Origin of the sequence: Pseudomonas sp. C32, from assembly GCF_030417915.1 — a bacterium.
Classification (GTDB): Bacteria; Pseudomonadota; Gammaproteobacteria; order Pseudomonadales; family Pseudomonadaceae; genus Aquipseudomonas.
In genome coordinates this window covers 193189-205227 of sequence record NZ_JAUHUK010000005.1, presented here as the reverse complement: position 1 = coordinate 205227, position 12039 = coordinate 193189, and the positions used below count along the sequence as shown (strand labels likewise).

The 12039-nt window shown below is 58.6% G+C and carries 9 protein-coding genes; 7 read left to right on the top strand and 2 right to left on the bottom strand.

Annotation, left to right across the window (positions count from 1 at the left end; genetic code table 11):
* The first annotated feature begins 171 nt into the window (after positions 1-171).
* The 4 genes from QYH43_RS08000 (at position 172) to ilvD (ending at position 5586) form a co-directional block, all read left to right on the top strand.
* A complete protein-coding gene (locus QYH43_RS08000) occupies positions 172-1251 on the top strand; it encodes a SagB family peptide dehydrogenase (RefSeq protein WP_301156835.1) in 1080 nt (359 codons plus the stop codon).
* Positions 1248-2213 (top strand): diiron oxygenase, encoded by a 966-nt coding sequence (locus tag QYH43_RS07995; RefSeq protein WP_301156834.1) that lies wholly within the window; start codon positions 1248-1250, stop codon positions 2211-2213. The genes QYH43_RS08000 and QYH43_RS07995 overlap by 4 nt, the downstream gene beginning before the upstream one ends.
* Positions 2206-3432, top strand: a complete 1227-nt coding sequence (locus tag QYH43_RS07990; protein ID WP_301156833.1) for a multidrug effflux MFS transporter — start codon at positions 2206-2208, stop codon at positions 3430-3432. The genes QYH43_RS07995 and QYH43_RS07990 overlap by 8 nt, the downstream gene beginning before the upstream one ends.
* A gap of 312 nt (positions 3433-3744) precedes the next feature.
* Positions 3745-5586, top strand: coding sequence for a dihydroxy-acid dehydratase (gene ilvD / locus QYH43_RS07985; RefSeq protein WP_095057369.1), 1842 nt, complete (start codon positions 3745-3747; stop codon positions 5584-5586).
* 240 nt (positions 5587-5826) lie between these two features.
* On the opposite strand, the gene QYH43_RS07980 is transcribed toward ilvD, so the two are convergent.
* Positions 5827-6882, bottom strand: coding sequence for a haloacid dehalogenase-like hydrolase (locus QYH43_RS07980; protein ID WP_301156832.1), 1056 nt, complete (start codon positions 6880-6882; stop codon positions 5827-5829).
* Between the two features lie 243 nt (positions 6883-7125).
* On the opposite strand from QYH43_RS07980, the gene QYH43_RS07975 reads away from it, so the two are divergent.
* Complete coding sequence (locus QYH43_RS07975) at positions 7126-8517, top strand: L-cystine transporter (RefSeq protein ID WP_301156831.1); 1392 nt, start codon at positions 7126-7128, stop codon at positions 8515-8517.
* Between the two features lie 121 nt (positions 8518-8638).
* On the opposite strand, the gene QYH43_RS07970 is transcribed toward QYH43_RS07975, so the two are convergent.
* Positions 8639-9151: a dihydrofolate reductase gene (locus tag QYH43_RS07970; protein ID WP_301156828.1), complete on the bottom strand. Its 513-nt coding sequence runs from the start codon at positions 9149-9151 to the stop codon at positions 8639-8641.
* Between the two features lie 85 nt (positions 9152-9236).
* On the opposite strand from QYH43_RS07970, the gene QYH43_RS07965 reads away from it, so the two are divergent.
* Together QYH43_RS07965 and QYH43_RS07960 are read left to right on the top strand one after the other, a co-directional pair.
* Entirely contained in the window at positions 9237-10607 is a 1371-nt protein-coding gene (locus QYH43_RS07965) for a DUF2868 domain-containing protein (RefSeq protein WP_301156826.1), read from the top strand.
* Positions 10600-11976: a GTPase/DUF3482 domain-containing protein gene (locus QYH43_RS07960; RefSeq protein WP_301156824.1), complete on the top strand. Its 1377-nt coding sequence runs from the start codon at positions 10600-10602 to the stop codon at positions 11974-11976. The genes QYH43_RS07965 and QYH43_RS07960 overlap by 8 nt, the downstream gene beginning before the upstream one ends.
* Positions 11977-12039: the final 63 nt, after the last annotated feature.

The following is a 12039-nucleotide window of genomic DNA, read 5'->3' as shown; positions in this document are numbered from 1 at the left end:
ATTTACTTAAACTCAAAAGGAGTTCCAATCATGAAAACAATCACTCTGGAAGCTTCCCACATTGCAAACTTGGCTTTTCTGGTTTCCAAGAAAGCCTGATAAGTAAATGAAGCGTTGGGGAGTGCCGGCTACTCAGCGCTTTATAGGGCACCACCCAGAGAATCATTTAACATGAAAATAAACCCTAATGTCTTCATACTTCCGCGCACCCCTAACCAAATAATCTGGGATTACAAAAATCACAAGCAGTTTGAACTCAACCTTGAATATTCAACGCGACTTGCCGAGCTAATCGAAAACCCAAACAATTTCAACGACTCAAATGAAATTGACTCTAAACTTTTTAGTGCCGGAATTCTTACAAACACCAAGCCCACCCACACAAAATGGGGCTGGGATGAACTATCAAAAATATTCCATATTGGCACTAAGAACATCCCTTGCGATCACGTCCCGCAAGATATCCATGAATGGTCAAGCCTATATCTCGATCATTGTACAAACGTCCTCAACACTTCCCCTCCTCCAACCAGACTCGCGGAATCCTTGGCACGCGATCTGATTGCCCTACCACTCCCTTCTTGCCTGCCGGTGCGCCCCTTGGCAAGCGTTCTGATTGACCGAAAAACCTGCCGGACTTTCACAGGTGAAGCCGTTTCACTAGAGATCATCAGTACACTTCTTTACTTGGCCCTCGGCTATTTGCATGAGCGCGAAAACGAAATCGATGAAAGCATTGCCGAAGGCCTCGGAGCCCGGCGAAGCAGTCCATCTGGTGGCGGGCTAAATGCCTGTGAAGGCTTTCTTCATGTTCAAAACGTTGTTGGTCTGAAAACCGGTTTCTACGCCTATCATCCCACAATGCACGCGCTGAGTTTCGTCAACCCCTTGCCCGATCAACCGTTAGGGCATCTTCTATCCGGGCAACACTTCATCAATAACCTGCCAGTTGGATTGTTCATAACCTGTAGATTCGACAAACTTTGGTGGAAATATGAGCACTCTCGAGCCTATCGAATGGCCTACATCGAAGCTGGTCATATTTCTCAGACGTTCCAATTAGCAGCCACTGCACTGGGATTGAACACTTGGTTGACCGGCGCATTGACAGATGACCAGGTGGAAGCGTTGTTGGGGTTGGAAAATAGCCCAGAGCAAGTGTTGTTCTTTGTTGGTTGCGGCAAGAGTGACGGGCAAGTGATGTGCAAAGAGTTAAAGTCGCTGCTGACCACGCAGGAGCAGGGGCAATGAACAGCTCCCCAAACGACCGCGCTATGTGGGCCCGACGTTTCACGCTTAGTGATTGGAACACCCGGTCCTCAGTTCGAAGCAGCAAGCACTGTTATTTACTGCCCCCGGACTTAAATGAACAACTGAAAACTCGACACTGGTTTCCACCAGCTTTTCTCTCTTATCTAAATCACCCAGAGCTCAAAACAAAAAACAAAGCAATAACCCAACGTCTTTCCGCCAACCATTTGGTGCACTTTCTCGACTACACCACCTTGCTTGAGCACCGCATCGTCAACCGATCAGTCGAAATCATTGCCCATAACGAACTGGGTATTGTTATTCCTACAAGGATGAAAACAGCTGCACTGCAGCTATACACTGATGAAGGCTATCACGCGCTATTCTCCAGTAATCTCGCCGAACAAATTGCAGACCTTTATGGCATGACCGACCGGCCGGTCATACCCCAACGAATAACCCGACTGAACGAACTAATCGATCGCACATCGACCAAGCACAAAGCATTGGCGTGGTTTCTTGTGGGCTTCGTCTCGGAGACGATTATCGCCAAGGAGCTGCTCGAAGCTTGTCGCGATGCTTTGGTGAGCACCGTTCAGGAAATGCTCAGAGATCATCTCGCCGACGAGGCGCGACACAGTCGTTACTTCTGCGAAGTGTTTCATTATTTTTGGCAGAATTTTAGCGGCGTTCAGCGCGCAGTAGCCGCCAAGCTGCTCATAGAGATTTTGCTTATTTTCTTTGAAACAGATGAATGTTGGCTCAGCGGGAGCCTACGCAGCGTCGGCCTTAACAAAAAGTCAGTTGCACAAATTATTGCTTATATGGCGGACGAGCACGCTCGTCTTCTTTGCATCCGATCGAGTGCCAGCGCCACATTTCAAGCATTGAAAGAGGCTGGGTTCTTTGACCTGCCTACCAATAGGCAACTGTTCTCCGAGGCAGGGCTTATCGATGATTGATGAAAAATATGCGGTCAGTGCAAAAAAGCGCCGGGCAGCGGTTGTTCTATTAATGACGATGGTGCTACTCGGCGTCTTCCCCCTGGACGTTTTGCTGCCCTCCTTCCCCTCGCTGGCGAAACACTTCCAGACCACGCCTGCCAACATCGCATTATCCATCAGCCTTTTTGCCATCGGCCTCTCTCTTTCCCAACTGGTGATCGGACCGCTCTCGGACACTATCGGCCGCAAACGGCTGCTCTTGGCAGGTATGGCGGTTTCGATCGTGGGAGCCGCCGGCTGCCTGCTGGCCACCGATTACGCAGGATTCCTGATGTTCCGCGTGGTCCAGGCCATCGGCTGCGGTTGCTTCGTGCTGTCGCAGGCGCTGGTTCAGGATCTATTCGAAGGCAAGGAACGGGATCGGCTGCGGATTCTGATGGTCACGGCCAGCGGGGTGTTCATTTCCGTCTCGCCGTTGTTGGGTAGTGTGTTGCAGCAAGCTCTGGACTGGCCCGGCAGCTTTTTTCTGTTTATTGCCTTGGCCGTCGTCGTGTTTCTGAAGGCGTGTTTCATGCTGGAAGACCAGCGACCTGCCGTGGCCTCACGCCAGAACATTTTCCAGACCTATCGCCGGGTGTGCGGCAATGCGAGCTTCCTGGGCTATTGGTTGATCGCGGCCATCACTTTTACCTGCCATTTTTCCTTTATCGTCGTTTCGCCGTTGATCTTCATGGATCAGCTACACATGTCGCCCTACGCGTTCTCCCTGACCCTTCTGCTCTATGGTGCGGCTTATATCATCGGTGGGATCGCCGCCCGGGTGCTTTCCAGCCGAATAACACCCAATACTCAAATCATCGTCGGCTTGAGCCTGATATTTTTCTCGGGAGTGGTGATGCTTTTACTTTCAAGTTGGCTTGGGCTTTCGATCCTGACGGTATTGGTGCCGATGATCATCTGTACCGCCGGCACGACCATCGCCCGCCCCATCGCCACATCCAAAGCGATGGACGTGTTTGCGGACAACGCCGGCACTTCGGCGTCGGCCGGGAACACACTCGTTTTCATATTTGGCGGCTTGACCAGCGCATTGATCAATCTGAATGGAACAGATCTGCAAACGACCTTGGCACTGGCTTTCCTGCTGCTCAGCGCGGTGGCGCTCGGCCTCAATACCCTGATCAATCGCCGCCCTTCCTGTAGGAGCGAGCTCGCTCGCGATGGTCGTCAACGATAACGCTGGCAGCCTGACACCCCGCGGCGTTCTCTGGTTCATCGCGAGCGAGCTCGCTCCTACAAGGATTGCGCCCGCACGTCTTGTGAATGCTGCCTCCCCCGCTTGCAGGCATTCCCTCCAGCCGCCAGCCGTGTAGAATCGCGAACATTCATCGCCAGTCATCCCCGGCGGGTTTATGAGCTCAAGCTGAAGCGCGCGGCGATCCCGCAAAGTTATCGGCAACTTCCGGACACGCGGCCATTTCTGAGTGTTCCAGACGTCAATAGAAGCTCACTTCCCTTTTGATACCTGATTAGCCGCCCGGAGTGCTTCATGCCTGATTACCGCTCGAAAACATCCACCCACGGCCGCAACATGGCCGGTGCCCGCGCACTGTGGCGCGCAACGGGGATGAAAGATGACGACTTCAAGAAGCCGATCATCGCCATTGCCAACTCGTTCACCCAGTTCGTACCGGGCCACGTGCACCTCAAGGACCTGGGTCAACTGGTCGCCCGCGAAATCGAACGCGCTGGCGGTGTGGCAAAAGAATTCAACACCATCGCTGTCGATGACGGCATCGCCATGGGCCACGACGGCATGCTGTATTCGCTGCCGAGCCGCGAGATCATCGCCGACTCCGTCGAGTACATGGTCAACGCCCACTGCGCCGATGCGATCGTCTGCATCTCCAACTGCGACAAGATCACCCCTGGCATGCTGATGGCGTCCCTGCGCCTGAACATCCCGGTGATTTTCGTCTCCGGCGGCCCGATGGAAGCCGGCAAGACCAAACTCGCTTCCCACGGCCTCGACCTGGTCGACGCCATGGTGATCGCCGCCGACTCCAGCGCTTCTGACGAGAAAGTCGCTGAGTACGAGCGCAGCGCCTGCCCGACCTGCGGTTCGTGCTCCGGCATGTTCACCGCCAACTCGATGAACTGCCTGGTTGAAGCGCTGGGTCTGGCACTGCCAGGCAACGGTTCGACCCTGGCCACCCACAGCGACCGCGAACAGCTGTTCCTGCAGGCTGGCCGTACCATCGTCGAGCTGTGCCAGCGTTACTACGGCGAGAACGACGAGTCGGTATTGCCGCGCAACATCGCGAACTTCCAGGCGTTCGAAAACGCCATGACCCTGGACATCGCCATGGGCGGTTCCACCAACACCATCCTGCACTTGCTGGCCGCTGCCCAGGAAGCCGAGATCGATTTCGACCTGCGCGACATCGACCGCCTGTCCCGTCACGTGCCGCAACTGTGCAAGGTCGCGCCGAACATCCAGAAGTACCACATGGAAGACGTGCACCGTGCCGGCGGGATCTTCAGCATCCTCGGTTCGCTGGCCCGTGGCGGCTTGCTGCACACGCAACTGCCAACCGTGCACAGCCGCAGCATGGAAGAAGCCATCGCCAAGTGGGACATCACCCAGACCACCGACGAAGCCGTGCATCACTTCTTCAAGGCTGGTCCGGCAGGCATTCCGACGCAAACCGCGTTCAGCCAGTCGACCCGTTGGGACACCCTGGACGACGACCGTGAAAACGGCTGCATCCGCAGCGTCGAGCACGCTTACTCGCAAGAAGGCGGCCTGGCCGTTCTCTACGGCAACATCGCCCTGGATGGCTGTGTGGTGAAAACCGCGGGTGTCGACGAGTCGATCCACGTGTTCGAAGGCAATGCCAAGATCTTCGAAAGCCAGGACAGCGCCGTACGCGGCATCCTCGCGGACGAAGTGCAGGCCGGCGACATCGTGATCATCCGTTACGAAGGCCCGAAAGGCGGCCCGGGCATGCAGGAAATGCTGTACCCGACGTCGTACCTGAAATCCAAAGGCCTGGGCAAAGCCTGCGCCCTGCTCACCGACGGCCGTTTCTCCGGCGGCACTTCCGGTCTGTCCATCGGCCACGCTTCGCCTGAAGCCGCTGCCGGTGGTGCAATCGGCCTGGTGCAGGACGGCGACAAAGTGCTGATCGACATTCCGAACCGCTCGATCAACCTGTTGGTCAGCGATGAAGAACTGGCCGCACGCCGAGTGGAGCAGGACAAGAAAGGCTGGAAACCGGTGGAAGTGCGTCCACGCAAAGTGACCACCGCACTGAAAGCCTACGCCCTGCTGGCGACCAGCGCCGACAAGGGTGCTGTGCGTAACAAGGCGATGCTCGACGGGCTGTAAGCGTTAACCGTTGAACAAAAAATGCCCCGCCATGTGCGGGGCATTTTTTTGCCGATCGTTTTTACCGACCCATTACCGAAGCCCCTCCTGTAGGAGCCGGCTTGCTGGCGATTGCGGTGCATCAGCCAATATTGATGTCGGGAGTGACGGCCTCATCGCTAGCAAGCCAGCTCCTACAGGAGATTGTGCCATTCGCACGATTGTAGGAGCCGGCTTGCTGGCGATGCAGGCACCCCGGTCTTACTGAATCTCCTCTGGTTTCACAATCACCCAATTCTTGTCCGCCGTCACCGGCAGTCCTTCCTTGGCCTGGGCCGCAGCGTGCTTGGCCATCATGCCGTTAATCTGGGTCATGTATTTATCCTTGCGGTTGACCCACAGGTGGATGCCGCCCTTGGCCACGTCGACATCGTGAAACAGCATGTAGCCATCGCTGGTCGGTGTGTCGCCGCCCACCAGTATCGGTTTTTTCCACTCATCGATGTAGGTCAGGATCGCCGCGTGCTTGCCGGCCATCCAGGTCGCAGGTGTCCACAGGTACGGAGTCATCTCCAGGCCGAGGTTGGCCTTCTCGTCATATTTGCCGGCGGTGATCTGCTTGCGCGCGGTGGTCAGTGCGCCGGTTTTCGGGTCTTTGAGCAGCAGCGTCACGCCGATCACATTCTGCGGTTTGACGTTGTAGCCGTACTTCGGATCGGCCGCGACCATGCGTACCAGCTCCTCGGAAGCGGCGGTCATCACGTAGACCTCGATGCCGTTCTCCATGAGTTTGTTGTACAGCTCTTGCTGGCCGGTGAAGATTTTCGGCGGGTTGACGTCGAGTTTCTTGACCACATCGCCTTCGTAATACGTCGCCGGCACTGGTTTGCCGGACGCCATCATCTCGTCGACGTAGCCTTTGAGTTCTTGCAGCGTGAAGCCGGAGAACACCTGAGCGACCCATGGGTAGCAAACCATGTCGTCGAGTTCACAGAGACGGTAGTAGTAACTGAACAGGCTTTCCTTGTGGTCGGCGGTGTCCTTGAACGGCATCAGTTTCAGGGAGGGGTCGAGCTTGTCGCGGGTGATCAGGCCCTTGTTCTCCATGAACGGCAGCAACGACTCTTCGAGGTCGTAGCGGTAACTGGTGTTGTCCATGTCGAACACCGCGTAATTACCTTTGTTGGCGTTGGCCGCGATCATCGCGTCCAGTGCCTTGGCTTGATCGGCGGGCCAGTGTTTCAGATCCGTTGCGAGCACCTGGCCGGCAAGGCCGAGGCAAAGTGCTGCCGCGAGAAACTTCGGTGCGAACTTCATTTGGAAAATCTCCCTGATTTAGAGGAGATCGACGCTAACAAATAAGTGTGACGGCCTTGGTCTGTCAGCGACCGTCCACGTCCCTATCGCGCCAGCTGCATTTCTGACAGCGACATCCGCTTATTCCAAAAACGACAGTTGCCAGACGTTTTTGATATTAAATCATTAGTTTTCAAGCTGTTAGGCTTGCCGGTTCGCAGCTGCGCCGGAAGGCAGCTGGCACAAGTCTTACTCGGAGTTCTCATGAATCTGCCGCTGATCCTCAATCTGCTGGTATTCCTCGCCCTGCTCTTCGGCCTGGCGCAAACGCGCCACACCACCTGGAGCCTGGCGAAAAAAGTCCTGCTCGCCCTGGTCCTTGGCGTTGCGTTCGGTGTGGCGTTGCACAGCGTTTACGGTGCCGGCAACCCGGTGCTGAAAGCCTCGATCGGCTGGTTCGATCTGGTGGGCAATGGTTATGTGCAGCTGCTGCAAATGATCGTGATCCCGTTGGTGTTCGCCTCGATCCTCAGCGCCGTGGCTCGTCTGCACAACGCGTCATCGCTGGGCAAGATCAGTTTCCTGACCATCGGCACGCTGCTGTTCACCACCGCCATCGCGGCGCTGATCGGCATCGGCCTGACCAACCTGTTCGGCCTGACCGCCGAAGGTCTGGTGGCCGGCACCCAGGAAATGGCCCGCCTGCAAACCATTCAGAACGACTACGCCGGCAAGGTCGCCGACCTGAATGTGCCGCAATTGCTGCTGTCGTTCATCCCGCAAAACCCGTTCGCCGACCTGGCACGGGCCAAACCGACGTCGATCATCAGCGTGGTGATCTTCGCTGCATTCCTGGGTGTCGCGGCGCTGCAATTGCTCAAGGATGATGTGGCGAAAGGTCAGAAAGTGATCAACGCCATTGACACCCTGCAAGCCTGGGTGATGCGCCTGGTGCGCCTGGTGATGAAGCTGACCCCGTACGGCGTGCTGGCGTTGATGACCAAAGTGGTCGCTGGCTCCAACCTGCAAGACATCATCAAGCTCGGCAGTTTCGTGGTGGTGTCCTACATCGGCCTGGGGCTGATGTTTGTGGTGCATGGCCTGCTGGTGTCCGCGGCCGGGATCAATCCGCTGCGTTTCTTTCGCAAGATCTGGCCGGTGCTGACGTTTGCCTTCACCAGTCGTTCGAGCGCTGCGACGATTCCGTTGAGCATCGAGGCGCAGACCAGTCGCCTGGGTATTCCGCAGTCGATTGCCAGTTTCGCGGCGTCGTTCGGCGCGACCATTGGCCAGAACGGTTGTGCCGGTCTGTACCCGGCGATGTTGGCGGTGATGGTGGCGCCGACTGTCGGCATCAACCCGCTGGACCCGCTGTGGATCGCGACGCTGGTGGCGATTGTCACGTTGAGTTCGGCCGGTGTGGCCGGGGTGGGTGGCGGTGCGACGTTTGCCGCGTTGATCGTGTTGCCGGCGATGGGTTTGCCGGTGTCATTGGTGGCGTTGCTGATTTCGGTCGAGCCGCTGATTGATATGGGGCGTACGGCGTTGAACGTCAGTGGGTCGATGACGGCGGGGGCAATTACCAGCCAAGTGATGCAGCAGACGGATAAAGCATTGCTGGATGCGGATGAGCATTCGGCATTGGCGCAGGCGTAATTCTTTAGCGTCTGATCTGGCCTCATCGCCAGCAGGCTGGCTCCCACAGGGATTTTGGGTGTTCACACAATTTGTGTTTCACCTCAAGCCCACTGTGGGAGCCAGCCTGCCAGCGATGCTTTTAGGCTTTTTCCCAGACTTCGAAGCTGTACGCCGGCTTGTCGCCTTCCGCCGGGTTCGGCACATTCGACACCAGTTTCCACTGGTTCAAATCAAACTCCGGAAACCATGCATCCCCGTCCGGGCTCAGCGCCACGCGGGTCAGGTACAACCGGTCAGCCTGCGCCAGCCCTTGCGCATACAACTGCGCACCGCCGATCAGCATCAGCTCATCGACGCCCTGCTCCTTCGCCCATTCTTCGGCGCGAACGACGGCGGCTTCCAGCGACTGATAAACCTCCGCACCTTCCAGCACCAGATCCGCCTGACGGCTGACCACGATGTTCAAGCGGCCCGGCAACGGGCGGCCGAGGGAGTCCCAGGTCTTGCGACCCATGATGATCGGCTTGCCGAGCGTCGTGGCCTTGAAGTATTTGAAGTCCCCCGGCAGGTGCCAGGGCATGCTGTTGTCGACGCCGATCACGCGGTTTTCACCGAGGGCTGCGATCAGGCTGAGGGGGAGTGATTTAGTCATGCCGGCGAGGATACCAGAGCCGCGCTTTCGCCGATAAGCGCCACAACGGTTATGCTCACAGCTCATTTAAGCGACGGGATGCCGCGTGACTGAACTGAATACCCTCTGGCTGACAGAAACCATCCGCCTGCGCGAAGAACACGCAGGCCCCCTGGAAGACCTGGAAGCCAACCGAATGGCACGCAGTGCTGGCGGCGACCTGCCGGCCCGCATTCAACGCCGCGCCCTCTGGCTGGCCGAACGCGATGGCCTGGCCGATGCGCTCAAGCACTGGCTGCAAGGCGCGCGACTGGCACTGATCGTGATGATGCTGCTGGCCGTGGTCAGCGGCGCTGGCCTGGCCTTTGCCGCCATGGGTGACGGCCTGCATCCGGTGAATGTGTTCTGGGCCTTGGGCAGCCTGTTGGGGCTGAACCTGATCCTGCTGCTGAGCTGGGCCTTGGGTCTGATGTTTGCCGGTGAGCACGGCGCCAGCCTCGGACGCTTGTGGCTGTGGCTGAGTGAAAAATTCGCCCGCGACGCCAAAGCTGCGCAACTGGCGCCGGCCCTGCTGCTGTTGCTGCAACGCCGCAAACTCAATCGCTGGGCCATCGGCCTGCTGGTCAACAGCCTGTGGTTGCTGGCGATGCTCAGTGCCTTGATCATTCTGCTGACGCTGATGGCGACCCGGCGTTACGGATTCGTCTGGGAAACCACCATCCTCAGTTCCGACACTTTCATTGCCGTGACCCAAGCCCTCGGCGCGCTACCGGCCGTGCTCGGTTTCAGCGTACCAACCGAAGAAATGATCCGCGCCAGTGGCGATGCCGCCTTGAACATCGAAAGCGCCCGTCAGGCCTGGGCCGCGTGGCTGGTCGGCGTGCTGCTGATTTACGGCGTGGTGCCGCGCCTGTTACTGGCGCTGTTGTGCCTGTGGCGCTGGAACTCCGGCCGATCCACTTTGCAGCTCGATTTGAACCTGCCCGGTTACGCCCAACTGCGCGAACGGCTCATGCCGACCAGCGAACGCCTCGGCGTCAGCGATGCCGCGCCAGCACAATTGCATCGCGTGGAAAGTGGCGTCAGCGAACAGCAAAGCGACGGTGCATTGTTGGTCGCCATTGAACTGGACGACGATCGCCCCTGGCCGCCGCAACTGCCGAAAAACGTCAGCAACGCCGGCGTTCTAGACAGTCGTGAATCGCGGCACAAACTCCTCGAACAACTGAGCCGCTTCCCCCCGACACGATTGGCGATCGCTTGCGATCCGCGGCGCTCGCCGGATCGCGGCAGCCTGGCCTTGATTGCCGAACTGGCCCGCAGCGCCAGCGCCACCCGCGTCTGGCTGCTGCAAGCTCCGCCCGGCGAAGCACTCGACGCCGAACGCCTCGGCGATTGGCATGTGGCGCTGCAACAACTGGAGCTGCCGTTTGCCGATTGCGCACCGATGAACTGGCTGGAGACGGGTCATGACTGACACCAGCAAGCAGCCTCTGAAACTCGCCGTCGTCGGCCACACCAACGTCGGCAAGACCTCGTTGCTGCGCACCCTGACGCGCGATGTCGGTTTTGGCGAAGTGTCCCATCGCCCCAGCACCACGCGGCATGTCGAAGGTGCGCGGCTGTCGGTGGACGGCGAGCCACTGCTGGATCTCTACGACACGCCCGGCCTGGAAGACGCCATCGCCCTGCTCGATTATCTGGAACGCCTGGAGCGTCCCGGCGAACGTCTGGATGGTCCGGCGCGACTGGCGCGCTTTCTCGATGGCAGCGAAGCCCGGCAGCGGTTTGAACAGGAAGCCAAAGTGTTGCGCCAGTTGCTGGCCTCGGACGCCGGGCTTTACGTGATCGATGCCCGCGAGCCCGTACTCGCCAAGTATCGCGACGAACTCGAAGTGCTCGCCAGTTGCGGTAAACCGCTGCTGCCGGTGCTGAATTTCGTCAGCAGCGCCAACCATCGCGAGCCGGCGTGGCGTGAAGCCTTGGCGCGTTTGGGCCTGCATGCCTTGGTGCGCTTCGACAGCGTGGCGCCGCCCGAGGATGGCGAACGCCGGCTCTACGAAAGTCTCGCTCTGCTGCTGGAAAGCGCACGACCACAACTGGAACGCCTGATCGCCGACCAACAAGCTCAACGTCTGGCCCGCCAACAAAGTGCGGCGCGGTTGATTGCCGAATTGTTGATCGACTGCGCGGCCTGCCGCCGCAGCGTGGTCGCCGATGCCGAGCAGGAACAGCAGGCGATCAGCGAGTTGCGCAAAGCCGTGCGCCAACGCGAACAACGTTGCGTTGAGGCGCTGCTCAAGCTTTATGCCTTCCGCCCGCAGGACGCCGCTGCCAGTGACTTGCCACTGCTCGACGGTCGCTGGGGTGATGATCTGTTCAACCCGGAAACTCTCAAGCAACTGGGCGTGAGGGTCGGTGGCGGGATCGCTGCAGGTGCGGCGGCCGGGGCCGGGGTCGATTTGCTGGTCGGCGGCATCACCCTCGGTGCGGCGGCACTGGCCGGGGCCATCGCCGGCGGCGCCCTGCAAACCGCCCGCAGTTATGGCAGCCGCTTGCTGGGCAAGCTCAAGGGCCAACGCGAGCTGACCGTCGATGACAACGTGCTCCGGCTGTTGGCGCTGCGCCAGCGGCAATTGCTGCAAGCGCTGAATGCCCGTGGCCATGCGGCGATGGACAGCATTCAAGTCGCCACGCCACTGGATAAAACCTGGCGCGAAGGCAAGTTGCCCGAGGCCCTGAACAAAGCCCGGGCGCATCCACAGTGGTCGTCGCTGAACCCACAGGCGAAGTTGAATCAGGCAGAACGCCAGGAGCAGGTTGAGGTGTTGGCGCAGCAGCTTTAGCTCTGAAATTGTGGTGAGGCGGCTGGCGCCATCGCGAGCAAGCTTGCTCCTACAGGGTTCGTC